This window comes from Burkholderia sp. MSMB2157WGS (assembly GCF_001532755.1).
GTDB lineage: Bacteria > Pseudomonadota > Gammaproteobacteria > Burkholderiales > Burkholderiaceae > Burkholderia.
This window is the reverse complement of the sequence record NZ_LPJG01000025.1, coordinates 371,879-398,205: the sequence shown is the minus strand read 5'-3', so window position 1 is coordinate 398,205 and position 26,327 is coordinate 371,879. Positions and strand designations below refer to the sequence as shown.

General features: G+C 66.9%; 27 protein-coding genes. 19 read left to right on the top strand and 8 right to left on the bottom strand.

Annotated elements, in window-relative coordinates:
- Positions 1 to 219 precede the first annotated feature (219 nt).
- From WT53_RS16765 to WT53_RS16755, 3 genes are all read left to right on the top strand, one after another.
- On the top strand, positions 220 to 960 hold the full coding sequence (locus WT53_RS16765; protein ID WP_034207422.1) for a 3-ketoacyl-ACP reductase: 741 nt from the start codon (positions 220 to 222) through the stop codon (positions 958 to 960).
- Positions 961 to 1,079: 119 nt separating this feature from the next.
- A complete protein-coding gene (gene phaR, locus WT53_RS16760; protein ID WP_006485265.1) occupies positions 1,080 to 1,646 on the top strand; it encodes a polyhydroxyalkanoate synthesis repressor PhaR in 567 nt (188 codons plus the stop codon).
- 105 nt (positions 1,647 to 1,751) lie between these two features.
- On the top strand, positions 1,752 to 2,876 hold the full coding sequence (locus WT53_RS16755; RefSeq protein WP_230624924.1) for a lysozyme inhibitor LprI family protein: 1,125 nt from the start codon (positions 1,752 to 1,754) through the stop codon (positions 2,874 to 2,876).
- Positions 2,877 to 2,997: 121 nt separating this feature from the next.
- Here WT53_RS16755 and WT53_RS16750 read toward each other — a convergent pair whose 3' ends face one another.
- The gene (locus WT53_RS16750) at positions 2,998 to 3,252 is read right to left on the bottom strand and encodes a hypothetical protein (protein ID WP_034207420.1); all 255 of its coding nucleotides are present in this window, start codon (positions 3,250 to 3,252) and stop codon (positions 2,998 to 3,000) included.
- Positions 3,253 to 3,784: 532 nt separating this feature from the next.
- On the opposite strand from WT53_RS16750, the gene WT53_RS16745 reads away from it, so the two are divergent.
- Together WT53_RS16745 and WT53_RS16740 are read left to right on the top strand one after the other, a co-directional pair.
- Entirely contained in the window at positions 3,785 to 4,057 is a 273-nt protein-coding gene (locus WT53_RS16745) for an AbrB/MazE/SpoVT family DNA-binding domain-containing protein (protein ID WP_034207916.1), read from the top strand.
- 26 nt (positions 4,058 to 4,083) lie between these two features.
- Positions 4,084 to 4,422: a type II toxin-antitoxin system PemK/MazF family toxin gene (locus WT53_RS16740; RefSeq protein ID WP_034207419.1), complete on the top strand. Its 339-nt coding sequence runs from the start codon at positions 4,084 to 4,086 to the stop codon at positions 4,420 to 4,422.
- A 29-nt stretch (positions 4,423 to 4,451) separates the two neighbouring features.
- Here WT53_RS16740 and WT53_RS16735 read toward each other — a convergent pair whose 3' ends face one another.
- Complete coding sequence (locus tag WT53_RS16735) at positions 4,452 to 4,739, bottom strand: hypothetical protein (RefSeq protein ID WP_034207418.1); 288 nt, start codon at positions 4,737 to 4,739, stop codon at positions 4,452 to 4,454.
- Between the two features lie 256 nt (positions 4,740 to 4,995).
- Between WT53_RS16735 and rimO the strand changes: the two genes are divergently transcribed.
- The 4 genes from rimO (at position 4,996) to WT53_RS16715 (ending at position 9,245) form a co-directional block, all read left to right on the top strand.
- A complete protein-coding gene (rimO, locus tag WT53_RS16730) occupies positions 4,996 to 6,357 on the top strand; it encodes a 30S ribosomal protein S12 methylthiotransferase RimO (RefSeq protein WP_006497181.1) in 1,362 nt (453 codons plus the stop codon).
- Positions 6,358 to 6,360: 3 nt separating this feature from the next.
- The gene (locus tag WT53_RS16725; protein WP_034207417.1) at positions 6,361 to 7,287 is read left to right on the top strand and encodes a sugar kinase; all 927 of its coding nucleotides are present in this window, start codon (positions 6,361 to 6,363) and stop codon (positions 7,285 to 7,287) included.
- A 120-nt stretch (positions 7,288 to 7,407) separates the two neighbouring features.
- Positions 7,408 to 7,950 (top strand): hypothetical protein, encoded by a 543-nt coding sequence (locus tag WT53_RS16720; protein ID WP_060260742.1) that lies wholly within the window; start codon positions 7,408 to 7,410, stop codon positions 7,948 to 7,950.
- Positions 7,951 to 8,063: 113 nt separating this feature from the next.
- Entirely contained in the window at positions 8,064 to 9,245 is a 1,182-nt protein-coding gene (locus WT53_RS16715) for a cystathionine beta-lyase (RefSeq protein WP_059785947.1), read from the top strand.
- A gap of 87 nt (positions 9,246 to 9,332) precedes the next feature.
- Here the strand turns inward: WT53_RS16715 and serB are convergent, their stop codons facing one another.
- Together serB and WT53_RS16705 are read right to left on the bottom strand one after the other, a co-directional pair.
- The gene (gene serB / locus WT53_RS16710) at positions 9,333 to 10,178 is read right to left on the bottom strand and encodes a phosphoserine phosphatase SerB (protein ID WP_059498826.1); all 846 of its coding nucleotides are present in this window, start codon (positions 10,176 to 10,178) and stop codon (positions 9,333 to 9,335) included.
- Between the two features lie 169 nt (positions 10,179 to 10,347).
- On the bottom strand, positions 10,348 to 11,286 hold the full coding sequence (locus tag WT53_RS16705) for a LysR family transcriptional regulator (protein WP_060260738.1): 939 nt from the start codon (positions 11,284 to 11,286) through the stop codon (positions 10,348 to 10,350).
- A 124-nt stretch (positions 11,287 to 11,410) separates the two neighbouring features.
- Here WT53_RS16705 and WT53_RS16700 point away from each other — a divergent pair, with 124 nt between their 5' ends.
- Positions 11,411 to 12,427, top strand: a complete 1,017-nt coding sequence (locus tag WT53_RS16700; protein WP_034207412.1) for a zinc-binding alcohol dehydrogenase family protein — start codon at positions 11,411 to 11,413, stop codon at positions 12,425 to 12,427.
- Positions 12,428 to 12,586: 159 nt separating this feature from the next.
- On the top strand, positions 12,587 to 13,138 hold the full coding sequence (locus WT53_RS16695) for a DUF6013 family protein (protein ID WP_034207915.1): 552 nt from the start codon (positions 12,587 to 12,589) through the stop codon (positions 13,136 to 13,138).
- A gap of 263 nt (positions 13,139 to 13,401) precedes the next feature.
- On the opposite strand, the gene fetB is transcribed toward WT53_RS16695, so the two are convergent.
- Together fetB and WT53_RS16685 are read right to left on the bottom strand one after the other, a co-directional pair.
- A complete protein-coding gene (fetB, locus tag WT53_RS16690; RefSeq protein WP_059785938.1) occupies positions 13,402 to 14,205 on the bottom strand; it encodes an iron export ABC transporter permease subunit FetB in 804 nt (267 codons plus the stop codon).
- Entirely contained in the window at positions 14,202 to 14,903 is a 702-nt protein-coding gene (locus WT53_RS16685) for an ATP-binding cassette domain-containing protein (protein WP_060260734.1), read from the bottom strand. Before WT53_RS16685 ends, fetB begins: the two co-directional genes overlap by 4 nt.
- A gap of 152 nt (positions 14,904 to 15,055) precedes the next feature.
- Between WT53_RS16685 and WT53_RS16680 the strand changes: the two genes are divergently transcribed.
- Positions 15,056 to 17,353 (top strand): AsmA family protein, encoded by a 2,298-nt coding sequence (locus tag WT53_RS16680; protein WP_060260731.1) that lies wholly within the window; start codon positions 15,056 to 15,058, stop codon positions 17,351 to 17,353.
- A gap of 6 nt (positions 17,354 to 17,359) precedes the next feature.
- On the opposite strand, the gene WT53_RS16675 is transcribed toward WT53_RS16680, so the two are convergent.
- On the bottom strand, positions 17,360 to 17,812 hold the full coding sequence (locus tag WT53_RS16675) for a lipocalin-like domain-containing protein (protein WP_034207409.1): 453 nt from the start codon (positions 17,810 to 17,812) through the stop codon (positions 17,360 to 17,362).
- Positions 17,813 to 17,947: 135 nt separating this feature from the next.
- On the opposite strand from WT53_RS16675, the gene WT53_RS16670 reads away from it, so the two are divergent.
- The 6 genes from WT53_RS16670 to WT53_RS16645 all read left to right on the top strand — a co-directional run bounded on the left by WT53_RS16670 (position 17,948) and on the right by WT53_RS16645 (position 24,680).
- The gene (locus tag WT53_RS16670) at positions 17,948 to 19,540 is read left to right on the top strand and encodes an ABC-F family ATPase (protein WP_059826756.1); all 1,593 of its coding nucleotides are present in this window, start codon (positions 17,948 to 17,950) and stop codon (positions 19,538 to 19,540) included.
- Between the two features lie 231 nt (positions 19,541 to 19,771).
- On the top strand, positions 19,772 to 20,521 hold the full coding sequence (locus tag WT53_RS16665; protein WP_060260728.1) for an FkbM family methyltransferase: 750 nt from the start codon (positions 19,772 to 19,774) through the stop codon (positions 20,519 to 20,521).
- Positions 20,522 to 21,520, top strand: a complete 999-nt coding sequence (locus WT53_RS16660) for a phosphotransferase enzyme family protein (protein ID WP_060260724.1) — start codon at positions 20,522 to 20,524, stop codon at positions 21,518 to 21,520.
- 1 nt (position 21,521) lies between these two features.
- Positions 21,522 to 22,400 (top strand): 4Fe-4S cluster-binding domain-containing protein, encoded by an 879-nt coding sequence (locus WT53_RS16655; RefSeq protein WP_034207405.1) that lies wholly within the window; start codon positions 21,522 to 21,524, stop codon positions 22,398 to 22,400.
- On the top strand, positions 22,397 to 23,464 hold the full coding sequence (locus WT53_RS16650; protein WP_060260721.1) for an asparagine synthase-related protein: 1,068 nt from the start codon (positions 22,397 to 22,399) through the stop codon (positions 23,462 to 23,464). The genes WT53_RS16655 and WT53_RS16650 overlap by 4 nt, the downstream gene beginning before the upstream one ends.
- Before the next feature lie 7 nt (positions 23,465 to 23,471).
- A complete protein-coding gene (locus WT53_RS16645; RefSeq protein ID WP_059785922.1) occupies positions 23,472 to 24,680 on the top strand; it encodes a glycosyltransferase in 1,209 nt (402 codons plus the stop codon).
- Here the strand turns inward: WT53_RS16645 and WT53_RS16640 are convergent.
- The gene (locus WT53_RS16640) at positions 24,637 to 25,326 is read right to left on the bottom strand and encodes a cephalosporin hydroxylase family protein (RefSeq protein ID WP_034207402.1); all 690 of its coding nucleotides are present in this window, start codon (positions 25,324 to 25,326) and stop codon (positions 24,637 to 24,639) included. The two genes, WT53_RS16645 and WT53_RS16640, sit on opposite strands and share 44 nt — an antisense overlap.
- A 25-nt stretch (positions 25,327 to 25,351) precedes the next feature.
- Between WT53_RS16640 and WT53_RS16635 the strand changes: the two genes are divergently transcribed.
- Positions 25,352 to 26,317: a phosphotransferase gene (locus tag WT53_RS16635; protein WP_060260717.1), complete on the top strand. Its 966-nt coding sequence runs from the start codon at positions 25,352 to 25,354 to the stop codon at positions 26,315 to 26,317.
- The last annotated feature ends 10 nt before the right edge of the window (positions 26,318 to 26,327 follow it).

The following is a 26,327-nucleotide window of genomic DNA, read 5'->3' as shown; positions in this document are numbered from 1 at the left end:
GTCAAGCGCGATGCGAAGCGCGGGCTGGCGTCGCTGTGCATCGGCGGCGGGATGGGCGTCGCGCTCGCGGTCGAGCGTCCGTGATCGGCCGTTCGTAACCGGCCGTTCGCCATCGGCGAACCGGATCCGTGCGCCGGCCGATTGCAGCTTCGGCCGGCGTCACGTGAAGTCAGAGGGGGCCTCCGGCAGCTCTCGAAACCAAAAAATGGAGTGAGATTTATGTCTCAGCGAATTGCGTACGTAACGGGCGGGATGGGCGGCATCGGCACCAGCATCTGCCAGCGCCTGTCGAAAGACGGCTTCAAGGTGGTCGCAGGGTGTGGCCCGAACTCGCCGCGCCGGGTGAAATGGCTCGAGGACCAGAAGGCGCTCGGGTACGACTTCATCGCGTCGGAAGGCAACGTCGGCGACTGGGACTCGACCAAGGAAGCGTTCGACAAGGTCAAGGCGGAAGTCGGCGAGATCGACGTGCTGGTCAACAACGCGGGCATCACACGCGACGTCGTGTTTCGCAAGATGACGCATGAAGACTGGACCGCCGTGATCGACACCAACCTGACGAGCCTGTTCAACGTGACGAAGCAGGTGATCGACGGGATGGTCGAACGTGGCTGGGGCCGTATCATCAACATTTCGTCGGTGAACGGCCAGAAAGGGCAATTCGGCCAGACCAACTACTCGACCGCGAAGGCCGGCATTCACGGCTTCACGATGGCGCTCGCACAGGAAGTCGCGACGAAGGGCGTGACGGTCAATACCGTGTCGCCCGGCTACATCGGCACGGACATGGTGAAGGCGATCCGTCCGGACGTGCTCGAGAAGATCGTCGCGACGATTCCGGTGCGGCGTCTCGGCGCGCCGGAGGAAATCGGCTCGATCGTCGCGTGGCTCGCATCGAACGATTCGGGCTTCGCGACGGGCGCCGACTTCTCGCTGAACGGCGGCCTGCACATGGGCTGAGCGTCCGGGCTGCGCGGGCAGGATGGCTGCGCAGCCGGGCGTTTTCCGAAGGCCCCCGCCTCCCGGATTCGGGCGGCGGGGATTCGTCACTTGCGCTACGCTGCACTCAAAGGCGTTACATGACTACTACAAAGAAGACGGCCGAACGGCTCATCAAGAAGTACCCGAACCGCCGGCTCTACGATACCGAGACAAGCACGTACATTACGCTCACGGACGTGAAGCAGCTCGTGCTCGAGCAGGAGGATTTCAAGGTCGTCGACGCGAAATCCAACGAAGACCTGACGCGCAGCATCCTCCTGCAGATCATCCTCGAGGAGGAGAGCGGTGGCGTACCGATGTTCTCGTCGTCGATGCTGTCGCAGATCATCCGTTTCTACGGTCATGCGATGCAGGGCATGATGGGCACGTACCTGGAAAAGAACATCCAGGCATTCATCGACATCCAGAACAAGCTCGCGGATCAATCGAAGAACCTCTACGAAGGTAACGCGATGAATCCGGAAGTCTGGTCGCAGTTCATGAACATGCAGGCGCCGATGATGCAAGGGATGATGACGAGCTACATCGAGCAGTCGAAGAACATGTTCGTGCAGATGCAGGAGCAGATGCAGAACCAGGCGAAGTCGATGTTCAGCACGTTTCCGTTCAAGCAGCCCGGCGCATCGGAGCCCGAAAAGAAGTAACGGCATCGCGGCAAACCGGCCCGGGGCGGCGCGAGCCGTCGGGCGTCGGCGCCGCGAAGCGGGGCGGCCGGTCGCTGTCGTGCATTCGGGTACGGCGATGCGCGGTTGCCGCTTGCCGGAAGAGAGCGCCGACGGTCGTCCAGGATCGTCGGCACCGAATGCCCGTGCCCGGCAGGCGCGGACATCGTCGTCGTCCAGTCGATCGAGATCCCGTCCATACGAACGAAAGCCGGGTCGCACCGTGCCCGCGCGAACGCTTGCCTGGCGTACCATAAGCGGCCGCTGCACGGCGATGCGCGAAATGCGCTAGCGGTTCCCGCGCATGGCGAGAGGCCCGATGCCGCATCATGCGGGCGGCCGAGAAAAACAAACCGACTGAGAGAGAGCATGCGAGGGATTCGAACGGCATCGACCGGCAGGCTGGCCGGTCTTGCTGCGATGTTCATGATGGGTGTCGGCCTGGCCGTGCCGGGCTTTGCGATGGATTGTGCGAAAGCCGTCCAGCCGATCGAGAAGCGCATTTGCGCGAGCCCCGCGTTGCGCGCGGCCGATGCGCGGATGAATGCGGCCTATGCGGGCGCGCTACAGGCCGCGCCGGACACCGCCGTCCGCGACATGCTGGTGCGCAGCCAGCGCCGCTGGCTCGACGCGCGCAACAAACGACTCGATACCGATTACGACGGCCATCGACTGGCAGCCGACGAAGTGCGCAAGGCCTTCGATCGGCGCACCGCCGTGCTGGCCGACCGGTCGGGTGAAGGGCTGATCGCGCGCGCACTGGCCGAGCGGCAGTGGCTCGCGAAATACAGCGGCGGCCCGCTGGCCGGCTTCGATGCCAATTGCGATTTCATCCCCGACGATGCGAGCGGCGCGCATGTTTCCTATGCGTGTTTCGGCGCGATTCATGTGCAACATCATGCGCGGGTGTGCAGTCAGAGCGAGGACTGGGCGACCGGTGCGGTCTATCAGTACCGCCTGGTGAGCGCGGCCGACGGCGGGAAGGTGCATCCGGTGGCGTTCTGCGAAGCGCAGGGCACGCATGCATGCGACAGCGGCAGCGCGCAGGCGGGGTGGGTGCGGGCCGCGGCGTCCGGTGGCGAGAACCGTACGCCGGCGCCGGTGGCCGGCCTGCCGCAGCTCGACGCCGAATTGTGGCCGCTCGGGGAGGGCGGCGATGCCGCGTGGTTCGATCGGTGTCTGAAGGCGCCGGTGTTTCCGGATGCGCACTGACGCGCGGCGTTCCGAGTTCGAGCACGGCCCGCCAAGCGAATCGACGGGCTGGGTGCTGCGGCGCCGTGGACCGGCGCGCAGGGTCATCGGTACGGATGACCGCGGCGCGTTCCGTCGTTGCTCAGTGTGCCGAACCGAAATCCTGATCGTCGTCCGACGGAGGAAGGTCGAGCACGAGCTTGACGGCACTGTAGTTCGCTTTGAGCGAAAACACGCGACCGATCACGAGAAACGTCTGGCGCGAGTTATCGAGTTCGACGAAATCGCCCGGTTGCGGCACGTGCGCGCCTTGATCGTAGGAAAAGCTGGTGCTGGTCTGCTCGCCGATGGTTTCTGCGGCGTGCTCGGTGAATTCGATCGTGATGTGGGTGGTCATGCGGGCCCCGTTGGGTCGATTGGAGAGAGCGGATGCCGCATTTTCGCATAGCGGCTGCTCTAATTCGGGGCGATTCTTGCTCGAAGGGGCGGGGCAGTGGCGTCGGTTCTCGGGTGCGCGGGCGTTTCTTTCCCGGCAGCGCGATCGGGTGTTCGGGATCCGAGCGAGTCGCGCTTGAGCCCGCAGTGGCTCGACTCGGCTCGATCCGTCGAGCCCTTCGGCAACCCGCGCGGAGTCGGTTGACGCCGACTGACCCGGTCGCGCGCAGGAGCACGCGGGAACACGTTACGCGCTCCCAGTCCGACGTAATAGGTTCGTATCCCTTGAGTGCCCAAAGGATGGTGAATCTATAGCGTTCTTGATGTATCAACAATGTTGACACGTGCGCAGGGAACGACTATTCTGAGTGCGTATCGACATTGTTGATACATAACACTGATGGTATTGCACGCGAAGGGGCGGAAAGCAGTTCGGATGCCGCAAGAGTGGCACGAAAACCTTCTCCGCCTCTGACCCTTTGAGGGGATGGATGATGGCTATTCAAACGCTCAAGCGTTGGGGGAATAGCCTTGCGGTGCGTATCCCGGCAAACGTCGCGCAAGAGGTGGCGTTCGCCGAGGGGCAAGAAGTGGATATTCATGTGGTCGATGGCAAGGTGGAGATTCGTCCCCACAGTGCAATCAAGCGCTTTTCTCGCGAACGCTATTTGCAGCAGCTTCGCGAGGCGAAGCTCGAGCCGCATCCGATCATCGACTTCGGCGAACCGCAGGGCAGTGAGTTCGGGGGACCGGACGAGCAGGCCTGACGCGGAACCAGAAGGACGGGAACAAGATGCACAACGGAGTTCCGGAAGCAGGGGATGTCGTTCGGCTGTATATCGGGCCGAGCAAGGGCAACGAGCAGGACGGGTATCGTGCCGTGGTCGTCATCACGCCGGTCGATATCAATGAGTTGACGGGGAGGTTTGTCGGCTTGCCGATCACATCGACTGTACGGGGATGGGAATCGGAGATTCCGATTTCGAGTCTCGCACGGCCTGGCGTTGCGCTCGTCGATCAGATCGTGAATCTGTCGTTCAAAGCACGCGAGTTTCAGTTCAAGGGCGAGCGAGCAACTGACGAAGAAATGGAAGCGATCAGATACGCGGTTCGAACGTTTCTCGACCTGTAGCACTACAACGGCGCCACGAGGCGCCGTTTTTATTTGCCCCTCGTGCTGGGCGGCTGCGTCAGGACGCGAAGGTGACCGTCGCCGATCAGGAAATTGCGAGACGAACGGGTTGCGACGTCCCGTACCGCGCGCATCACGCTCGGGCAGGCCCCGATGATCTTGCCATTCTGATCGATGACGGCGAGGGTTGCGGGATTTCCGTCCGGCGTCACGATGCTGAGCCCTTGAGAGCTGACGGCGCTGATCGTGCTCGCGATCGCTGCTGCAATCTGCGTGTCGGCCGTCGGGCTTTCTTGTTTCGATTGTTTCTTCGTCATTCCGACGTCCCTCCCACTCGTTTAAATTCGACGACCCATACCCACGGGTTCGTGTCCCAGTCATAGCCATGCGCGGCGTTGAGGCCGTTCCAGAGATCGTGTGATAGGGACACATCAAGCCCCATCTGGTTGTCGGCCGCCCACCGGGCGGCGTGCTCGAACTGCCGATCGACGATACCGCCGGTCGCTCATTTTGGCTCGCCGCCCCTAAATCGCTGTAAACTCACACTTTTGCCGCCACGCCCCCACATTCCAGATGTCCCAATCCCCCAAAGTAGGGTTCGTATCCCTCGGGTGCCCGAAAGCGCTCGTCGATTCCGAACAAATCATCACGCAACTGCGCGCCGAAGGTTATGAAATCTCCGGCACCTACGACGGCGCCGACCTCGTCGTCGTGAACACCTGCGGCTTCATCGACGAAGCCGTACAGGAAAGCCTCGACGCGATCGGCGAAGCGCTGACCGAGAACGGCAAGGTGATCGTCACCGGCTGCCTCGGCGCGAAGTCGAGCGCCAGCGGCTCGAACCTGATCGAGGAAGTCCACCCGAAGGTGCTCGCCGTCACCGGCCCGCACGCGGTGGGCGAAGTGATGCAGGCCGTGCATTCGCACCTGCCGAAGCCGCACGACCCGTTCGTCGATCTCGTACCCGCGGCCGGCATCAAGCTCACGCCGCGTCACTATGCATACCTGAAGATCTCCGAAGGCTGCAACCACCGTTGCACGTTCTGCATCATCCCGTCGATGCGCGGCGACCTCGTGTCGCGCCCGGTCGCCGAAGTGATGCTGGAAGCCGAGAACCTGTTCAAGTCGGGCGTGAAGGAACTGCTCGTGATCTCGCAGGACACGAGCGCTTACGGCGTCGACGTGAAGTACCGCACGGGCTTCTGGAACGGCAAGCCGATCAAGACGCGCATGACCGACCTGGTCGCCGCGCTCGGCGAACTCGCCGCGCAGTACGGCGCGTGGGTGCGCCTGCACTACGTGTATCCGTATCCGAGCGTCGACGAAGTGATTCCGCTGATGGCCGAAGGTCCATTCAAGGGCCACGTGCTGCCGTATCTCGACGTGCCGTTCCAGCACGCGCACCCGGAAGTGCTGAAGCGCATGAAGCGTCCGGCGAACGCCGAGAAGGTGCTCGAGCGCGTGCAGAAGTGGCGCGAGATCTGCCCGGACCTGACGATCCGCAGCACGTTCATCGCGGGCTTCCCCGGCGAGACGGAAGAACAGTTCGAAACGCTGCTCGACTTCGTGCGCGAAGCGGAACTCGATCGCGTCGGCTGTTTCGCGTATTCGCCGGTCGAAGGCGCGACCGCGAACGACCTGGACGGCGCGTTGCCGGACGAGGTCCGGGAGGAGCGTCGTGCGCGCTTCATGGAAGTGGCCGAGGAAGTATCGGCGAACCGCATGCAGCGCAAGGTCGGCAAGACGCTCAAGGTGCTGATCGACGAAGTCGGCGAGGAAGGCGGCATCGGCCGAACGGCAGCGGATGCGCCGGAAATCGACGGCGTCGTCTATGTCGAGCCGGCGGCGAAGGCATCGAAGCGCTACAAGGTCGGCGATTTCGTGTCCGTGAAGATCACGGGCGCCGACGGTCACGATCTGTGGGGCGAGGTGTAAGCGATGGCCGCTGCGTTTCCGGAGATCCTCGCGCTCGGCGAGGCGATGATCGAATTCAACCAGTCGCAGCCGGGGCGTCCCGAATTCCTGCAGGGCTTCGGCGGCGACACGTCGAACTTCTGCATCGCGGCGGCGCGCCAGGGCGCGTCGACGGGCTTCGTGTCGGCGATCGGCGACGATCCGTTCGGCCGGCTGCTGGCCGACATGTGGGCGGCGGAGCAGGTCGACACGACGTACGTGCGCATCGACCGCACGGCGCCGACCGGCGTGTATTTCGTCACGCACGGCATCGACGGCCATCAGTTCGACTATCTGCGCGCGGGGTCGGCTGCGAGCCGCTATGCGACGGGCGACCTGCCGCTCGACGCGCTCGCGGCCGCGAAGGCCGTGCACTTGTCGGGCATCAGTCTTGCAATTGGCACGGCCCCGTGCGATGCGGCATTCGCGGCGATCGACCATGCGCGTCGCCACGGCGCGAAGGTCAGCTTCGACACGAACCTGCGCCTGAAGCTGTGGCCGCTGCCGCGTGCCCGTGCGGTGATGCGCGAGGCGCTGCGCCAGACGGACATCTGTCTGCCGAGCTGGGACGACGTGACGGCGCTCACGGGCGCGAACGATCGCGACGCGATCGTCGACGCGATGCTCGAGCACGGGCCGCAGGTCGTCGCGCTGAAGCTCGGCAAGGAAGGCGCGTATGTCGCGACGCCGCATGAGCGGCGCGTCGTGCCGGGCTTCGCGGTCGAGGCCGTCGACGCGACCGGCGCGGGCGACTGCTTCGGCGGCGCGTTCGTCGCGCGGATCGTCGCGGGCGACGATCCGTTCGCGGCCGCGCGTTATGCGAACGCGGCGGCGGCGCTGTCGACGACCGGTTACGGCGCGGTCGCGCCGATTCCGCACCGCGCTGCGGTGGAAAGCCTGATGCAGGGCTGACGCGAAACGCGCACGCCGACGCAGTCGCAGCGCAGGCTGGCGCGGCGACGCAAGAGCCGGGTTTCGACCCGGCACGGTCCCGCGATCGACGGGCGAATCTGAAGCAAGGAGCAACACGAGGTGGGTCGATATTCGGAATGGCAACGGGCGCTCGTCGTCGCGGGTGCGCTGGCAGCGGGCATCGCGATGCCGGCGGCGATCGAAGCGCAGGCGGTTGCACCCGGCGTGCAGCAGGATGAACCGGCGCCGGCGCGGCCGCTGAAGCCGAATCCCGAGTTCGCCCGCCTGCCGCGCTACGAAGGCACGCTCGGCGACCGGCCGATCGTCGTGCATCTCGGCCCCAAGACGGACGAGGAAGGCGTGCACGGCGAATACCAGTTCGCCGACACGGGCGAGGTCGTGCTGCTCGCGGGCGACCGCGACGGCGATACGCTCGAGATCGAGGAGTCGAACGACGGCACGAACATCACCGGCGTGTGGATCGGCCGTTTCGACGCGGCGGGCGACCTGAAGGCGGACCGGATGAATTCGGACGAATCGGATCCGCAGCCGGTCGTGCTGCGTTTGGCGCCGGGCAAGCGCGCGGCGCTGCAGGTGCGCGACGGCCGCGTGCGCGAAATCGAGACGGTGGGCGGCGTCGTCAACCTGCGAACCGACGACTGAACGGGCGCTGGCTCGGCGTGCGCGGCGCGCACTGTACCGGGCCAAGTGCGCCGATTTTGGCTACTCTAGCGACATATTCCGCAACCGAACGGCCTCGTGCCCGGCCTCCAGTCATGACCGCATCCACTCCCAAGCGCGCGCTGCAAACCCGCATCGTTCAACCCGACGACGCCATTCCGGAAGGCTTCCGTTCGTTCGTGCCGCCGGTCGCGCGCGCGTCGACGGTCGTGTTCCCCGATCTCGCGACGATGCGCGCGCTGGTCTGGCACGACGACAACCAGTGGCGCTACGGGCTCCACGCGACGCCGACGTCGCTCGCGCTCGCGCAGCGGCTCGCCGAGATCGAGGGCGGCACGCACGCGCTGCTGCAGCCGTCGGGTCTCGCGGCGATCATGAACGTCTACTTCGGGATCGTGAAAGCGGGCGACGACGTGCTGATTCCGCACAACGTGTACGGCCCGAACGCCGATTTCGGCAAGTGGCTGGCGAACGATTTCGGCATCACCGCGCGTTTTTACGATCCGTTGATCGGCGCCGGCATCGCGGCGCTGATCCAGCCGAACACGCGGCTGATCTGGATCGAGGCGCCCGGCTCGGTGACGATGGAAGTGCCCGACGTGCAGGCGATCACGGCGGCCGCGAAGGCGCGCGGCATCGTCACCGCGATCGACAACACCTTTTCCGCGGGCCTCGCGTTCAAGCCGTTCGCGCACGGCGTCGACATCTCGGTGCAGGCGCTGACCAAGTACCAGTCGGGCGGCAGCGACGTGCTGATGGGCGCGACGATCACCGCGAACGCGGAACTGCATGCGAAGCTGAAGCTCGCGCGGATGCGCTGCGGGATCGGCGTGTCGGTCGACGATTGCTCGCTCGTGCTGCGCAGCCTGCCGAGCATGCAGCTGCGCTTCGACGCGCACGGCAAGAGCGCGCTCGCGCTCGCGCAATGGCTGAAGGCGCGGCCGGAGATTGCGGCGGTGCTGCATCCGCAGATCGCCGACTGCCCGGGGCACGCGTCGTTCATGCGCGATTTCACCGGCGCGGGCGGGCTGTTCTCGGTGGTGTTCGACGCACGCTACAGTGCGGAGCAGGTCGACCGTTTCGTCGAGTCGCTCGAGCTGTTCGCGATCGGCTGGAGCTGGGGCGGCGCGTGCAGCCTCGCGATGCCTTACGACGTCGCGTCGATGCGTCCGGACTGGCCGCATCGCGGCACGCTGGTGCGTTTCTACGTCGGTCTGGAAGACGAAGCCGATTTGCGCGCGGACATCGAGCGCGCGATGCAGGCCGCGCTCGGCTGATCGCCGGCCGGCAACGTCCGGCACACAAACGAAACGCCGGCGCGATACCCTGTCGCGCCGGCGTTTTTCATTGACGGTGCGGCTGGATCAGAACAGTCGCAGCAGCCCGTCGAGGCCGACATGGTCGAACGCGACCGTCGCCGCGTCGCGCACGACGGGCTTCGCGTGGAACGCGACCGACAGCCCGGCTTCGGCCATCATCTTCAGATCGTTCGAGCCGTCGCCCATCGCGATCGCGCGGCGCGGCTCGAGGCCGAGCGACGCGCACGTCTCGCGCAGCAGGCGCGCCTTCACGTCGGCGTTGACGATCTCGCCGAGCACCTTGCCGGTGAGCTTGCCGTCGACGATCTCGAGCGTGTTCGCATGCGCGTAGTCGATGCCGAGGCGCGCCTTCAGCCGCTCGGTGAAGAACGTGAAGCCGCCCGACACGAGCAGCGTCTTCATGCCGGCGGCCTTCACGCCGGCCAGCATCGTCTCGGCGCCCGGCGACAGTTGCAGCCGTTCTTCGTACACGCGCTCGAGTGCGTGCGCGTCGAGCCCGGCCAGCAGCGCGACGCGGCGCGTGAGGCTTTCGTTGAAATCGCGGATCTCGCCGCGCATCGACGCTTCGGTGATCTCCGCGACCTGCGTCTTCAGTCCGCAGAAATCGGCGATCTCGTCGATGCATTCGATCGTGATCAGCGTCGAATCCATGTCCATCACCGCGAGCCCGAAATCGCCGAGCGTGAGGCCGGCCTCGACGAACCCGAAGTCGAGCGCGTGCGTGCCGCAGTACGCGTCGATGTCGAGGCGCTGCGCCGGGCTCGCGTTTTCGACGCGCAGCGCGTGATCGTCGGTCTGCACGATGCGGGTGCCGCGCGAGAGCGCGAGCAGCGGTTTGTGATGGGCGTCCGACAGCGGCGCAAGGCTCTGGATGACGAGATTGTGGGTCATGACGAGTGGTTGGAAGACGAATGAATGACGTGCGCGGCCCACGGACGGCCGCCTGCGGACGCGGGCCTCGTGCGGCTGCGGGCCGTTGCGTCGCGAACGCGCCATTGTAGCCGGTTGGCCGTGCATGGCGGCCGGCGCCGGAGCGAAACCGCGCGCGGTGCGGTGGCGGTCATCCGTTTGCGCGATCCCAGTACGGCGGATCGCCGAAATGCTCGGCCAGGAACGCGATGAACGCGAGGGTTTTCAGCGGCACGTGCGCGCGGCTCGGATAGACGGCCCAGATCGCGACGTCCTCCGCGAACGGGTAGTCGTCGAGCACGGTGACGAGCGTGCCGCTTGCGAGCAGCGGGCCGACGTCCCAGGTCGACTTGATCGCGATGCCGAAGCCGTCGACGAGCGCTTCGCGGATCGCCTCGCCGTTGCTCGCGACGAGCCGGCCGCCGACCCGCACCGTGAGCGGGCCTTGCGGCGTCGCGAACGACCAGTCGCGCTGGTCGCCGAGGATCACGCATTCGTGCTGCGTCAGGTCGGCCGGATGGCGCGGCGTGCCGTGTTCGGCGAGATAGGCGGGCGAGCAGCACAGCACGCGGCGGTTGACGGCGAGCTTGCGGGCGACGAGCGTCGAATCCTTCAGCGCACCGAGGCGGATCGCGACGTCGTAGCCGTCGTCGACCAGATCGACGATCTCGTCGGACAGCCGCAGATCGAGCGACACGGACGGATAGCGGCGCAGGAACGCCGGAATCACCGGCGCGACGTGCTGGCGGCCGAACGACGACGACATCGACACCTTCAGCCGCCCGTACGGCTCGCTGCGACCGCGGCCGACCGACGCGCGGGCGGCGTCGGCGGCCGCGAGCAGCGCGTCGGCGCGCGCCATGAAGATTTCGCCGTCCTGCGTGAGGCTGATGCGGCGCGTGGTGCGATGCAGCAACCGCGCGCCGAGCTGGCGTTCGAGCTGCGCGATGCGTGCGCTCGCGACCGCTGCCGACACGCCGAATTCGCGCCCGGCCGCGCTGACGTTCGCGAGCAGTGCCGCGCGCACGAACAGCGCGACGTCGAGCAGGTCGAGCGGCTTGTCGGGCGCCGAAACGGGAGCGGACGTCATTATTCTGAAATTCCTGAAAATGTTTCAGGAAATATAGCGGTTTTCTCGAATTATCGGGTTGCCTACGATGGCACGCATGGAGGTTGCGCCGCAGCCTGCCGGATTTCCTGAAAGGAGTATCGAGATGAAAGCCGTTGGATTGACCCGTTATCTGCCGATCGACGACCCGCAAGCGTTGCTCGACGTCGAACTGCCGCAGCCCGTGCCGGGCCCGCGGGATGTGCTCGTGAAGGTCGAGGCGATTTCCGTGAACCCGGTCGACACCAAGGTGCGTGCGCCGAAGCCGCAGATCGAGGAGACGCCGCGCGTGCTCGGCTGGGATGCGGCCGGCACGGTCGTCGCGGTCGGCGCCGACGTCACGCTGTTCCGGCCCGGCGACGAAGTGTTCTACGCGGGCAGCATCACGCGGCCCGGCGCGAACAGCGAATTCCACGCGGTCGACGAGCGGATCGCCGCGCTGAAGCCACGCACGCTCGACTTCGCGGCGGCGGCCGCGCTGCCGCTCACCGCGCTGACCGCATGGGAAGCGCTGTTCGACCGGTTGCGCGTGTCGCCGCAGGGCGCGGACGCGGGCAAGTCGGTGCTGATCATCGGCGGCGCGGGCGGCGTGGGCTCGATTGCAATCCAGCTCGCGAAGACGCTCGGCAAGCTGCACGTGATCGCGACCGCGTCGCGGCCGGCGTCGGCCGACTGGGTGCGCGCGCTGGGCGCGGATGCGGTGGTTGACCATTTCGGCGATCTGCCGGCGCAATTGCGCGAGATCGGCCATCCGAGCGTCGACTACGTGCTGATCTTCAACGATACCGACCATCATTTCCCGGCCGCTGCGGAAGTCATCCGGCCGCAGGGCGGTATTTGCACGATCGTCGAGAACGCGAAGCCGGTGCCGGTCGAATTGCTGAAGGCGAAGAGCGCCGCGTTTCACTGGGAATTCATGTTCACGCGTGCGATGTTCGAGACGCCGGACATGATCGAGCAGCACAAGATCCTGAGCGAGGTGGCGCGGCTCGTCGACGGCGGCACGCTGCGCACGACGCTCGGCGAACAGCTCGGCACGATCAATGCCGAGAACGTGCGGCGCGCGCACCGGATGCTCGAGGGCGGGCGCGCGATCGGCAAGCTCGTGTTGAGCGGGTTCTGAGCCGGCGGTACGCGTAAGGTTGCGGCGCCGCGAACGCAAGCGGGGTAACACCCGATGCGTTTGCGGCGCATTGCATCCCGCTTGGCGGTAGACTGGCAGCGCATCATGCATCGAAAACCGCGCGGCACGCGCGTGCCGCCGCATTACAAGGAGGTCAGCATGAGCCAACGCAGCTTGTCGGTCGCCGCATCGTGGTCGGTCGTGTTCGCGGCGGCGTGCGTCAGCGCGAGCGTATTCGCGGCGCCGCCGGTCAAGGGCAGCCTGAAGGGCGGCGGTACGGGACAGCTCGAATACACCGTCAAGGTCGACTCGAAGACCTTCGGCAATACGCAGGAGACCCGCAAGATCCGCTCGGGCGAGACGGACGATTTCAACTGGAAGTCGGTGCCGCCGAGCGGTGCCGTGGCGATGCCGGACGGCTGCCCGAACGCCGACAACCTGCCGCGCGACGCGAACGGCGCGATGGTGCGGCAGACCCAGGTGCGGCTCGCGCCGTCGGTCGACGCAAAGGGCGTCGCCAACGTGCAGTTGAGCTTCCAGGCGGCCGCACCGAAGGGCACGCGCAGCGTGACGGCCGGCGGCAAGTCGCTGCAGTGTCCGGACGTCGCGTCGGTGAGCCAGGTGAAGTGGGTGTCGATTCCGACCAACGGCGGGTCGAAGTCCGTGACGATGAGCGACGGCACCAAGGTGACGGTGTCGATCAAGCGTTGAGCGGCGCGCGCGGGCCGGCGTTTCGTCCGGTCCGGTGCGCGCGCAACCGGTTCGACGGGGGGCGGAACGAGCAGGCCAGCACGCGAGCAGGTCTGCCGTGCCGCCGTCGCGATGCATCCGTTGCCGGCTTCGCGGCGCGGCGCCGCGACCGTGCAACGGCGACGTGTGACGTGATGCGGATGTCACGTCATGCTCGCGCGCATCCTGTCCGTCCGGTCATGACATTTCGGTGAAACTTCGCATGCGCAGGCTGCCGCCGCGCGTCAGTGCGTGCGCTCTTCGAGCCGGGACGCGAGAAAGCGGTGATCGGCGGAGAACAGCCGGCGATAGGTCATCAGCACCGCGCCGACGGTGCCGAGCGCGGACGCGGCGGCGATCAGGAACATGATCACGATCTGGTAGCGCACGGCCTGCAGCGGCGACTGGCCGGCCAGCACCTGGCCCGTCATCATCCCCGGCAGGCTCACGACGCCGACCACCGCCATCTGGTTCAGCGTCGGCAGCATGCCCGCGCGCACGGCCTGGCGCGCGGCGTCCTGCGCGGCTTCCCAGCGCGTCGCACCCAGCGCGAGCGCGGTTTCGACGCGATCGCGGCGCGCGGTGAGTTCCTCCATCATCCGCTCGACGCCGAGCGAGACGCCCGTCAGCGTATTGCCGAGAATCATCCCGAGGATCGGGATCGCGTATTGCGGCGCGAACCACGGATGGATGCGGATCACGACGAACAGGCCGACCGCCGCGACGAACCAGCTGCTGAACCAGATCGACGCGATGCTGTCGATGCGTTGGCCGCGGTACGTGCGCTTGCCGCGCCCCGCGCCGGCGAAACCGGCGATCAGCGTCATCAACGCGGTGAGCGGCAGCACGACGTACCAGTGCGGATGGCCGAACACCCAGCCGAGCACGTAGCCGATCGCGAGCAACTGCACGACGGTGCGCATCGCCGCGAGCGCGAGCTTGCGGCCGAGGCCGAGCGACAGCGCCGCCGAGATCGCGCCGTTGACGGCGACGAGCGCGGCGGCGATGCCGACGTCGACCAGACTCAGGTCCTGCAGTGCCGGGCTCATCGCGCAACCTCCGTCGGGTCGGCCGCGTGCAATACGCCGGCCTGCATCACGAGCCGTGTCGTGCCGATCCGCGCGGCCTGGGCCGGATCGTGCGAGATCCACATGTAGGCGCGTGCGTCGGGCGCGGCGTCGAACCACGCGCCGACGAGCGCTTCGATCGCGCGTGCCGATTCGGGATCGAGCGCGGAGGTCGGCTCGTCGAGCAGCAGCACGTCGGGATCGAGCTGCAGCACGCGCAGCAGCGCGGCGATCTGCGCCTCGCCGCCGGACAGGTCGCTCGCGCGCTTGTCGAGAAAGTCGGCGCCGCGGCCGGCCTGTGCGGCGAGCGTTTCGGCGCGTGCGCGATCGAACGCGACGTCGCGATAGATCGCGAGCGAATACGGATAGCGCAACTGCGATTCGACGGTGCCGTCCATTTGCGCGGGGCGCTGGCGGACATAGGCGACACTGCGCCGGTAGCGCGGAATCGCGCTGCGCCGGATCCGGCTGCCGCGCCACAGGAGGCGGCCGCCGTCGAGCGGATCGAGTAGCGCGAGGGCGCGCAGCAGCACGCTCTTGCCCGACCCGGAGGGGCCGGTGACAGCGATTCGCGAGCCCGCGGCGAGGCTGAAATCGGTCGGGGCCAGCAGCGTCTTGCCGCTGCTGGCGTCGCGCCGCGTGATGTGCTGCGCGTCGATGAGGCCGGTGGGGGAGGTCATGTCACAAATGAAAAAAAGCGTTAATGGCGCCGAAAGGCCGTCATGTCGTGCGTCATAATACCGATCGAAAAGCCGCAGTTGTCGTGCGCCGTTCGTCCACGCAAGCGGCCCGGCACGGTGCGGCAACACTTCAGAACAACAACGGAACCGCCATGACGCTAACCCGAGCCATCGGCAAATCGGCTGCATGGGTCGTCGGCATCGTCGCGGTGCTCATCGCGGCGGCCGGCGTCTTTCTTTTCACGTTCGACTGGAACCGCGCGAAACCGTGGGTCAACGAACAGGTGAGCGCCGCACTCGGCCGCCCGTTCGCGATCAACGGCGACCTCAAGGTCGGCTGGCGTCGCCCCGATGGCGAAACCGGCTGGCGCGCATGGGTGCCCTGGCCGAGCTTCTCCGCCACGCAACTCGAGATCGGCAATCCCGACTGGGCGAAGGCGCCCAAGTTCGTTACGCTCGATGCCGCGCACTTCGATCTCGCGATCCTGCCGCTGCTTGCGCATGAAATCGTCATCCCGTCGATCGACGTCGTGAATCCCGCCGTCGATCTCGAGCGGCGCGCGGACGGCAGCAATACGTGGACCTTCCAGTTCAAGCAATCGTCGCAGCCTTCGCGGTGGAAGGTGCGGCTCGACAGCTTCGGGTTCGCGAAGGGCACCGTCACGTATCGCGACGCGATCACGAAGGCCGATCTGACCGTCGCGATCGATACGCTCGGCCAGCCGATCCCCCTCGGCGACGTGCTGAAGGAACAGGAGCAGACGTCGCGTGCGGCGTCGGCGCAGCGCGTGGGCAAGCATGGCGCCGCGCAACTGGGCGCGAGGGCCGATGCGCAAGCCGCGTCGGGGGCGAGCGCGGCCGCGGCCTCGGGCGCGTCGGCCGCGAGTGTCGTTGCGTCGGCCGCTTCCGGTTCGTCGGGGTTGCCCGCTGCGTCCGCGCCTGCCACGCCTTCCGCGTCGGCGGCCGCTGCCGCGTCCGGCGCCAGCGGCGCGGCGGCGCCCGCGAAGCCGTCCGGCCCGACCTATGCCTTCGGGCTGAAGGTCGACGGCCGTTACAAGAACGTGCCGATCAGCGGCACCGGCAAGGTCGGCGGCGTGCTCGCGATCCAGGATGCGTCGCGGCCGTTCCCGCTGCAGGCCGACGTGAAGGCCGGCGATACGCGGCTCGCGATCGTCGGCACGCTGACCGACCCGATGCATCTCGCGGCGCTCGACCTGCGGCTGTGGCTGCAGGGCACGTCGATGTCGCACCTTTATCAGCTCACCGGCATCACGCTGCCCGATACGCCGCCTTATGCGACCGAAGGGCGCTTGATCGGCAACTTCAAGCCGCACGCGAGCACCTTCCGCTACGAGAACTTCAATGGCCGCGTCGGCGGCAGCGACCTCGGCGGCACGCTCGTCTGGGCGCAGCGCGCGCCGCGGCCGAAGCTGTCGGGCGAGCTCGTGTCGAACCTGCTGCAGTTCTCCGATCTCGCGCCGGTGATCGGCGCGGATACGGCCGCGAGCAAGGCCAAGCGCGGCGACACGACGCGCCAGCCGCCCGACCGCGTGCTGCCGGTGGAGACGTTCCGCACCGAACGCTGGAGCGCGATCGACGCGGACGTGAAGTTCACCGGCCGCAAGCTGATCAAGAGCCCGCAGTTGCCGATCACCAACCTGTACACGCACATTCTGATGCAGGACGGCGTGCTGTCGTTCGAGCCGCTGCAGTTCGGCGTCGCGGGCGGCACACTCGAGACGAACGCGCATCTCGACGGCAGTCGCACGCCGCTCAAGGGCCGCTTCAAGCTGGTCGCACGGCATCTGAAGCTCAAGCAGCTGTTCCCGACGCAGAAGGTCATGCAGACGGCACTCGGCGAAATCAACGGCGACGCGTCGCTGTCGGCAACCGGCAATTCGCCGGCCGCACTCGCGGCGACGTCGACCGGCGAAGTGAAGGCGCTGATCACCAACGGCCGCATCAGCCGCTTGCTGATGGAGGCGGCGGGGTTGAACGTCGCGAACGTCGTCTACGAGAAGCTGTTCGGCAACCGCGACGTCAACATCAATTGCGCGGCGATCGATTTCGTGGCGACCGACGGCATGCTCGACCCGAAGGTCTTCGCGCTCGATACCGACGATGCGCTGATCAACGTCGACGGCCCGATCAACCTGCGCGACGAATCGCTCGACCTGAAGATCCATCCGCATACGAAGGGCTTCCGGATCTTCTCGCTGCGCTCGCCGTTGTATGCGAAGGGCACGTTCAAGAACCCGAAGGTCGGCGTCGATGCGGGCGCGCTCGCGCTGCGCGCCGGCGCGATGATCGGGCTCGGGCTGATCAACCCGTTCGCGGCGCTGATTCCGCTGATCGCGCCGAGCAACAACCGCGACGTGCCATGCTCGGAACTGTTCGGGCAGATGAAGGCGCAGGCGGCGCAGAAGGCGGCCGGCAAGGCCGGCAAGTGATGCGCGTCAGCGGCCCGCGCGCGCCCACAGCAGCACGGCGTCGACCTCGCGGCCGTCGATCCGCACCGGCGCGACGGTGCCGAGCTGCAGACGATCGCCGTCGAGCATGACGGCCCGCTGCTGGACGTCGCCGATCCAGTTCGGGAACAGGCTGACGTCCATCGCGTGGGTCAGCGTGCCGTCGTCGGCGACCTGAAAGGGGCCGGAGTAGGCGATATAGCCGCGCGCGGCGGCCGCGCATTCGTCGTCGGTGCCGCCCTGAAGATCGCCGTTGGCGTAGCGCGGCCGGCCGGCGGCCATGAGCTGGGCCGACATGTAGCCGTCCGGCGTATAGAGGATCCAGCCGCGTACGTCGCGGCCGAGCGGATAGGCGACCGCGCTGCCGTCGCACGGGCGGATTTCGTAGGACACGAGGCGCCATGCGCCTACGAGACGTTCGCGAAGCTGGCTGGCGAGCATGCGGGATTCCGGCAAGACGGCGGTGGGGCGCGTGCCGTCGTGTTGATGGGCCGCTGGGCGGTGCGGTCGGCAGTTTCGCCGACACCTGCTAAAATACACGGTTTTCCGTCGATTTCTCTCTTAACGGGACCTGCCGTGCTTTCTACTGCCAACATCACGATGCAATTCGGGCCGAAGCCCTTGTTCGAGAATATCTCGGTCAAATTCGGCGAGGGCAACCGCTACGGTCTGATCGGCGCAAACGGCTGTGGCAAGTCGACCTTCATGAAGATTCTCGGCGGCGACCTCGAGCCGAGCGCCGGCAACGTCGCGCTGGAGCCGAACGTCCGCCTGGGCAAGCTGCGCCAGGACCAGTTCGCGTACGAGGACGTGCGCGTGCTCGACGTCGTGATGATGGGCCACACCGAGATGTGGGCCGCGATGACCGAGCGCGACGCGATCTACGCGAACCCGGAAGCCACCGACGACGACTACATGCACGCGGCCGAGCTCGAAGGCAAGTTCGCCGAATACGGCGGCTACGACGCCGAGGCGCGCGCGGGCGCGCTGCTGCTCGGCATCGGCATCGAGGAGAAGTTCCACAACGGCACGATGGCCGACGTCGCGCCGGGCTGGAAGCTGCGCGTGCTGCTCGCGCAGGCGCTGTTCTCGAAGCCGGACGTGCTGCTGCTCGACGAACCGACCAACAACCTCGACATCAACTCGATCCGTTGGCTCGAGCACACGCTCAACGAGTACAACTCGACGATGATCATCATTTCGCACGATCGTCACTTCCTGAACTCGGTGTGCACGCACATGGCCGACATGGACTACGGCACGCTGAAGGTCTGGCCGGGCAACTACGACGACTACATGCTCGCATCGGCCCAGGCGCGCGAGCGTCAGGCCGCGGCGAACGCACGTGCGAAGGAGCGCGTGGCCGAACTGCAGGATTTCGTGCGCCGCTTCTCGGCGAACAAGTCGAAGGCGCGCCAGGCCACCAGCCGCGCGAAGCAGATCGACAAGATCAAGATCGAGGAATTCAAGCCGTCGTCGCGGCAGAACCCGTTCATCCGCTTCGAGTTCGAGAAGAAGCTGCACAACGTCGCGGTGGTCGCCGAAGAGATCACGAAGAAGTACGAGCGCACGATCTTCCAGAACTTCAACCTGTCGGTGCAGCCGGGCGAGCGCATCGCGATCATCGGCGAGAACGGCGCGGGCAAGACGACGCTGCTGCGTGCGCTGCTCGGCAACCTGCCGCTCGATCACGGCACGGTGAAGTGGGCCGAGAACGCGAACGTCGGCTACATGCCGCAGGACACGTACGAGGAATTCCCGGACGACATCACGCTGATGGACTGGATCGACCAGTACCGCAAGGACGGCGACGACGAAACGATGGTGCGCGGCACGCTGGGCCGCCTGCTGTTCTCGTCGGACGACATCAAGAAGTCGGTGAAGGTGCTGTCGGGCGGCGAGAAGGGCCGCATGATCTGGGGCAAGCTGATGCTCGGCCGCCACAACGTGCTGTTGATGGACGAGCCGACCAACCACATGGACATGGAATCGATCGAGTCGCTGCAGATCGCGCTCGAGCAGTTCGAAGGCACGCTGATCTTCGTGTCGCACGACCGCGAATTCGTGAGCGGGCTGGCGAACCGGATCATCGAAGTGCGTACGGACGGCACGCTGTTCGACTTCGGCGGGAATTACGAGGAGTTCCTGGCGAGCCAGGGGCAGGAGTAAGTGTCCTGAGGTTTCGTCCGGTCGTGGGGCCAGGTCAGGAATCACCGCACCGGCGAACCGCCAGCAGCGCGACAGGCCCGCATCGACAGCAATGTCGATGCGGGCTTTTCATATCCGCTGCGGCAAAACCCGCCGCGCCGCGCATGCCAGTTTCCTCTGTTCAATAGACTTCGGGTAAATTAACACCCAACACCGCCCATCATTCCCCATTTCGCCCCGGAGCCGCTCTCGATGCAGGACCATCCTCTCCCGCTCGACCTGTCCGGCCTTGAGCCCAGCCTCTACGCGCAGGGCACCGAGGAGGGCATCCTGTCGCGTCTGATGGAGCGGATCGCGCCGACCAACCGCTTCTGTGTCGATATCGGCGCGAGCGACGGCCTGCGCAACAGCAATACCGCGCGTCTGCTGCGCGAGCAGGATTGGTCAGGCGTACTCGTGGAAGGCAGCGCATACCGATTCGGCAAGCTTGACGCGCACTACGCGGGCGTGGAGCGCGTGCGCCTGCATCACGATCGCGTGCAGCCCGACACGGTTGACCGACTGCTCGCCGACGCGAACGTACCGACCGACTTCGACCTGCTGTCGATCGATATCGACGGCAACGATTACTGGGTGTGGCGCGGCCTGCAGTCGTTCCGGCCGCGCATCGTCGTGATCGAATACAACCCGTACTACACGCCGCCCGAGCGCTGGGTCATGTGCTTCAATCCCGACCACGAATGGGACGGCTCGACCTATTACGGCGCGAGCCTCGAATCGCTCGTTCGTCTCGGCAGGCAGAAGGGCTATGAACTCGTCTGCTGCGACGACATGGGCAACAACGCGTTCTTCGTGCGGCATGACCTGTACCCGCTGCTCGGCATCGCGAACAACGATCCGTCGGTGTTGTTCCGGCCGGCGATGTACAAGCTGCGCTACGTCGGACACAACACGTTCCTGACCGGTCATCCGTATCGGCACGGGCCGGCCGAGCACATCTGAATGGATTCGCTCGCCGCTACCTTCGACCAGATTCGCGACACCTACGGGCTCGGTCGCGGCGGCCCGCCGACGCAGATCAGCGAGCGGGTGTGGCGTCTGCCGACCGACGGCGGCGCAGGCGTGGCAGTCAAGCTCCATGCGCTCGAACACCACGCACGCGCCGTCAAGGAAACCGCCGTCCTCGCGCATCTGGAAACGCATGGCGATACGCGTTTCCATGTGCAGACGCTGGAGCGTACGACGTCCGGCGCGTCGCTGTGGTCGGGGCAGCATTCGCACGCGATGCTGACGCGCTGGGAAGCCGGGCAATTCAAAACCTACGATACGTTCTCGCCAACCGAATGGGAGGCGCTCGGCGCGAGTCTGGCCGCGTTGCACCTGAGCCTCGAATCACTGCATCTGCCGTCGCGCGATACGATCCGTGCGCGGCTGACCGCGATCGACGCGGACGCGGTACGCGGCAGTCTGCTGGATGCGCTCGGTCGAGCCGATGCGAACGCCAACTCCGCGGCGCACCTGCGCCGCTATGTCGATCTCGCGCTGCGCATGCTCGATCGCTACTATCCGGGCAGCATCGAGGCGTTTCCAGCCGACGATCCGCAGCACCCGATCCACAACGACTACAACCAGTTCAACTATCTGTTCACGGGCAAGCTGCCGCCGCTGATCCTCGACTGGGAGGCGTCGATCGGCGCGCCTCGCGAATACGAGCTGGTGCGATGCCTGAATCACTTGCCGCTGGAAGCGCCGCACCTCGCGGCAGCGTTCGTGCGTGCCTATCGGCGCGTGCGGCCGGTGAACCCGGCCAACCTCGGATGGGCGGTCGATGCCGCATGCTTGCAGCACGCGCTCAAGCTGTGGATCGTGCAAGGCTGGCTCGACGATCCGTCGCGCTTCGCGTCGCACCTGAACGGCGGGGTGACGATGGCGTCCGCGATGGTGGACGCGCGCGACCATCTGGTCGATTTCTTTTTCCGATGCGTGGAAGCAGGAAGCTGATGTGAGTGCGAATCCGAACACGATCCCGAATCCGCCGCGAGCCGGCGAGCGCCAGCACGTGTTTCCGCCGCCGCTGGATCGCGATTACCGCGTCGAGGACGGGCGGGTCCAGACGCGTTCGCTGGAAGCGCATATCGTCGATCACTGCAACCTGACCTGCGCGGAATGCTGTTCGCTGTCGCCGCTTTTGCCCGAATGGTATGCACGCCCCGAATCGATCGAAGCCGATCTGCGCAAGGCCGCGAAGGTGCTGCGCCCGAGGATGTTCAAGCTGGTCGGCGGCGAACCGTTGCTGCATCCGGCGCTCGTCGAACTGGTCGAACGCGTGCGCGGCACCGGCATCGCGCCCGTGATCTCGGTCACGACGAACGGCCTGAAGCTCGGCGAGATGCCCGACGCATTCTGGCAAGCGGTGGATGCGCTGACGATCTCGCGCTATCCGAAGCCGGCGCTCTCCGCCGATCTGGTCGCGCACGTCGAGCACCAGGCCGCGCGCTTCGACGTGCGCCTGAACTGGAAGGTGCAGGACGTGTTCACGACGATGAACCGCGCCCAGCCCGGCACGGACCGCGACGAAGCCCGGCGTCTTTATCGCGATTGCTGGATCCGCGAGCGCTGCCATATGATTCGCGACGGCATGTTCTACACGTGCACGCGTCCCGCGCATTTCCATACGCTGTACAAGGGCGAGAAGGATTTCCAGGCCGACGGCCTGCCGTTGCGCGACGATGCGGGCATGCTCGACGCGATGCTGGCCTATCTGCAACGCGAGACGCCGCTCGAAGCGTGCCTGCATTGTCAGGGCGGCAGCGCGCCGGTGGCGCCGCATCGCATCCTCAAACGCATTGAAGTGGACACCTTGAAGGCTCGTTATCCATGATCGTCGGCACGCGCGACCCGTTCGGTTTCGATCGTCTGCACTACCATCCGCACAGCGGCGTGTCGGCGTCCGGCATCCGCGCCGTATTGCGGGCGTCGGGGCAACCGGCCGGCGCGCCGGATGCGGCCGCCATCGCGGGTTACCTGAGCGGCGAGCGTCTCGTCGGCCGGACCGTGCTGCGCGACGTGCTCGCGGTGCCGCCCGGCCATGCACTGATCCGGTCGCCGCAAGGGCTGACGGTGCAGCCGGCGCCCGAGCGGCCGCAGCATGCCGATCTCGACACCGTGCTGCGCGCGTCGCTGCAGCGCGCGCTCGACAGCGGCAAGCGCGTCGCACTGGCGCTGAGCGGCGGGCTCGATTCGGCGCTGCTGCTCGCGTTGCTGCGCGAGCTCGGCGCGTTGGGGCATGTGACGGCCTACATCCTCGCGACCGGCATGCCCGATTACTGCGAACGCGATGCGGCGCTCGAACTCGCCGCGCTGATGCAGGCGAACGTGAAGATCGTGCGCGCGAACGAGGCCGATTTCGTCGCGGCGCTGCCGAGAACGACCCATGCGGTCGAGGAGCCGATGTTCAACCTGCATCCGGTCGCGAAGCTGCTGCTGGCCGATGCGATGGCGGCGGACGGCGTCGAGGTGGCGATTACCGGCGACGGCGCGGATCAGGTATTGCGCCGCGACCGGTCGGCCAACTATCTGCCGCTGTGCCACGCGTTGTTCGACGCCGCGTCGGTCGACCTGCATCCGCCGTTCGTCGACCCCGCCGTCGTCGCGCATCTGACGAGCGTCGCGCCCGACCCGAACAAGCAGTGCCTGCGCGATCTCGGCGCGCGCCTGAAGCTGCCGGACCGTCTCGTGCACGGCCCCAAGCGCGGGCGGCTCGCGCCGGCGATGGATCTCGCGACGCTGCTCGATCGCGGCCGCACGCATGCGCTGGCCGACACGCTCGGCCTGGCCGCACCCGCTTTGCAGACGGATACCGAGCGCGTGTTGTGGACCACGCTGACACTGATTCTCGATCATCTCGATCGCCTTCATCCCGATGCCGCGCATCGCCCGACCTGAGCCGCTCATGAAACGCATCCTGTTCTGCGTCGTGCCCGAGAAGGGCCACGTCAATCCCTGCATCGGCCCGGCCCAGCATCTGCGCGCCGCCGGTTGCGACGTGGCGTTCTATGCGCCGGCCGACATCAGCGAACAGCTCGACGGCGCCGGCGACTTCGCGTTCGTCGGGCCGCGCGAGACGCCCGAGCGCCACGACCTGTCGCGCGGCGCGAGCTTCGCCGCGAACATTCGCGACGCCGACTGGCTGCGGCACTGGATCCGCACGCTGCTGATCGACCTCGCGCCCGCGCAGGTGGACGGCATCCGCGCGGTGCTGCGCGAATGGCAGCCCGACGTGGTCGTGATCGATCCGCTGCTCTATGCCGCGGCGATTGCCGCCGAACTGGAAGGGCTGCCGTGGGTCTCGATGTCCAATTCGCTGAATCCGGTGCTGCCGGACGATCTGGATTCGGAACTGCTGCGCACGGTGCGATGGCTGGAACCGGAACGCACGCGGCTGTTCGCGCGCTACGGCCTCGACGCGCGCTTTCGCGGTTGCGACGTGCTGTCGCCGCACCTGACGCTCGCGTTCACGACCGACGCGCTGGTCGGCGCGCCGCCGCCCGGCGTCGAACTGGTCGGCCCCGCGATGCCGTCGGGCCCGCGCGGCGACGAGACGGCGTTCCCGTGGGAACGCGTCGATGCGGATCGCCCGCTCGTCTATATGTCGCTCGGCAGCCAGCTTTACTACCATCCGGCACTGTTCGCGAAGGTGATCGAGGCGACGCGCGCGACGTCCGCGCAACTGGTGCTGTCGGTCGGCGAGCTGGTCGATTCGGATCTGCTGCCGGCCGGCGACGAACGCGTGATCGCGGTACGTTACGCGCCGCAACTGGCGCTGCTGCGACGCACGCACGCGTTCGTCAGCCACGGCGGCGCGAATTCGGTGATGGAGTCGCTCGCGTGCGGCGTGCCGATGCTGCTGTCGCCGTTCTGCAACGACCAGTTCCATTCGGCGCACTTCGTCGAGCGGGCCGGCGCGGGCTGCGTGCTCGATCTGCAGCAGGCCGGCGTCGCGGAAATCGCCGGCGCGCTCGAACGCCTGTTGCGCCCGGGATCGTTGCGCGAGCAGGCGGCGCGGATCCGCGACAGCTATGCCGCGCGCGACGGCTCCGCGCAGGCCGCCCGCCTGATCAGCGCACTCGCTTCAGGAAGCCGCCTGGCGACAGCGTCATGAGCACGCGGTCCTCGATGTCGCGATCGACGTCGAACCGGTCGTCGCGGGCCAGAAATTCGCGTGTGGCCGTGGCCGGGTTGTTGCCTCGGCCGTACGGCTTGCCGTCGAACATCGACTCGGGCAGGTATTCCATGATGGTGTCCATCACGATCGCGTAGCTGCCGGGCGTCACGAACGGCGCATAGCATTCGAGTTCGCGCAGCACGTGCGCATGCGTATGCGTGAGATCGAGGATCGCCATCACGCGCGCGCCGTCGCCGATCTGCGCGCGCACCGAGGCGAGCGTGTCGGCCGCGCACGATTCGCCTTCGATCAGCACCATGCGGTGGGCGAGCCGGTGCGCGTGCAGGCGCTGCCTGACCTCGTCGCGCAGGCGCGGCTCGATCGCGACGACGCGGCCCGGGTTGCCCGCCAGTTCGAGCATCGACGCGGTGAACACCACGCCGCCGCCCGCGGCGATGCCGGTCTGGACGATGCAGTCGGGGCGCTCGCGCCAGATCAGTTCCTGCAGCGCGAGCATGTCGCCGGGCAGATGGAAGAAGCGTTCGCCGAGCCAGCGGGTCTGGAACAGATGGCCGAATTCGGCGGCGCGCGTCAGCCATTCGACGTTGATGTCCCGCATGCGGGCCGAAGGACGCTCTGACATGGTCGATGCAACGAGTGGGAGTGACGTGAAAACGCTGGAATCGTGGCTACAGCGGTACTGGAACATCGGGCCGGCGCGCCTGCAGGCGCTGGCGTCCGGCCATACTAACAAAACGTATCTCGTCGAGTGCGATGCGGGGCGCACGGTGCTGCGCGTGTCGTGGGCCGGCAAGCCGGTCGGGCAGTTGCGGCGCGAGGCGTCGATACTCGGCCGTCTCGGCGATGCGCGCATGGCGTCGAAGCTGCCCGCGCTGCCTCGGCTACGGCCGACCGTCGATGCGCGAACCGGCGTGCAGATGCCCGACGGGAGCTGGCTGCATCTGTTCGAGCATATCGACGGCCGTCCCGGCTTGCCGGACGACCCGCACGCGGGGGCGACCGATGCGATGCGCACGCTCGCGCATCTGCATGCGGCACTGGCCGCGATACCCGCGAGCGAAGCGGCGCCGCTGGCGTGGTTGCGCGCACGTCATGCGCGTGTGGCGGCGCGCGCGATGCCGTCGCTGCCGAGCGATCTGCGCGATGCTTACGACACGGTGATCCGGCGGATCGGCGTGCAGCTCGACGCAGCGTCGTCGTGGCTCACGGGGCAGGTGCATTGGCTGCACGGCGACTATCACGCAGGCAACCTGCTGTATGTCGGCAACGCGGTGAACGGCGTGCTGGATTTCGACGATGTGGGGCAGGGGGCGCAATGGCTCGAGGCGGCCTTTGCGTCGTTCGCGCTGTCGCGCGATGCGGACCGCGACGACTGCTTCGTGTTCGACCGTGCGCGCTGGGCGGCCTGCCTGCAGGTTTATGCGGCGACGCGGGCCGACGCGGCGCCCGAATGGCTGCGCGACAACCGCGAGCCGTTGATGGCGCTGTTCTGCGCGGACCAGACGCTGATCCATCTCGAAGCCGCGCAGCGCGGCCTGTGGATGCCGGGGCCGGGCATCGGATTCCTCGGCGGCTGGCGTCAGTTGCTCGACGGGGCGCGGCCCGCGGATTAGCCGGCCGTCG

Coding starts and splice junctions, on each gene's coding strand:
- WT53_RS16765 (WP_034207422.1), top strand. CDS start 220: ATGTCTCAGCGAATTGCGTACGTAACGGGCGGGATGGGCGGCATCGGC.
- phaR (WP_006485265.1), top strand. CDS start 1,080: ATGACTACTACAAAGAAGACGGCCGAACGGCTCATCAAGAAGTACCCG.
- WT53_RS16750 (WP_034207420.1), bottom strand. CDS start 3,252: ATGACCACCCACATCACGATCGAATTCACCGAGCACGCCGCAGAAACC.
- WT53_RS16745 (WP_034207916.1), top strand. CDS start 3,785: ATGGCTATTCAAACGCTCAAGCGTTGGGGGAATAGCCTTGCGGTGCGT.
- WT53_RS16740 (WP_034207419.1), top strand. CDS start 4,084: ATGCACAACGGAGTTCCGGAAGCAGGGGATGTCGTTCGGCTGTATATC.
- WT53_RS16735 (WP_034207418.1), bottom strand. CDS start 4,739: ATGACGAAGAAACAATCGAAACAAGAAAGCCCGACGGCCGACACGCAG.
- rimO (WP_006497181.1), top strand. CDS start 4,996: ATGTCCCAATCCCCCAAAGTAGGGTTCGTATCCCTCGGGTGCCCGAAA.
- WT53_RS16725 (WP_034207417.1), top strand. CDS start 6,361: ATGGCCGCTGCGTTTCCGGAGATCCTCGCGCTCGGCGAGGCGATGATC.
- WT53_RS16715 (WP_059785947.1), top strand. CDS start 8,064: ATGACCGCATCCACTCCCAAGCGCGCGCTGCAAACCCGCATCGTTCAA.
- serB (WP_059498826.1), bottom strand. CDS start 10,178: ATGACCCACAATCTCGTCATCCAGAGCCTTGCGCCGCTGTCGGACGCC.
- WT53_RS16705 (WP_060260738.1), bottom strand. CDS start 11,286: ATGACGTCCGCTCCCGTTTCGGCGCCCGACAAGCCGCTCGACCTGCTC.
- WT53_RS16700 (WP_034207412.1), top strand. CDS start 11,411: ATGAAAGCCGTTGGATTGACCCGTTATCTGCCGATCGACGACCCGCAA.
- WT53_RS16695 (WP_034207915.1), top strand. CDS start 12,587: ATGAGCCAACGCAGCTTGTCGGTCGCCGCATCGTGGTCGGTCGTGTTC.
- fetB (WP_059785938.1), bottom strand. CDS start 14,205: ATGAGCCCGGCACTGCAGGACCTGAGTCTGGTCGACGTCGGCATCGCC.
- WT53_RS16685 (WP_060260734.1), bottom strand. CDS start 14,903: ATGACCTCCCCCACCGGCCTCATCGACGCGCAGCACATCACGCGGCGC.
- WT53_RS16680 (WP_060260731.1), top strand. CDS start 15,056: ATGACGCTAACCCGAGCCATCGGCAAATCGGCTGCATGGGTCGTCGGC.
- WT53_RS16675 (WP_034207409.1), bottom strand. CDS start 17,812: ATGCTCGCCAGCCAGCTTCGCGAACGTCTCGTAGGCGCATGGCGCCTC.
- WT53_RS16665 (WP_060260728.1), top strand. CDS start 19,772: ATGCAGGACCATCCTCTCCCGCTCGACCTGTCCGGCCTTGAGCCCAGC.
- WT53_RS16660 (WP_060260724.1), top strand. CDS start 20,522: ATGGATTCGCTCGCCGCTACCTTCGACCAGATTCGCGACACCTACGGG.
- WT53_RS16650 (WP_060260721.1), top strand. CDS start 22,397: ATGATCGTCGGCACGCGCGACCCGTTCGGTTTCGATCGTCTGCACTAC.
- WT53_RS16645 (WP_059785922.1), top strand. CDS start 23,472: ATGAAACGCATCCTGTTCTGCGTCGTGCCCGAGAAGGGCCACGTCAAT.
- WT53_RS16640 (WP_034207402.1), bottom strand. CDS start 25,326: ATGTCAGAGCGTCCTTCGGCCCGCATGCGGGACATCAACGTCGAATGG.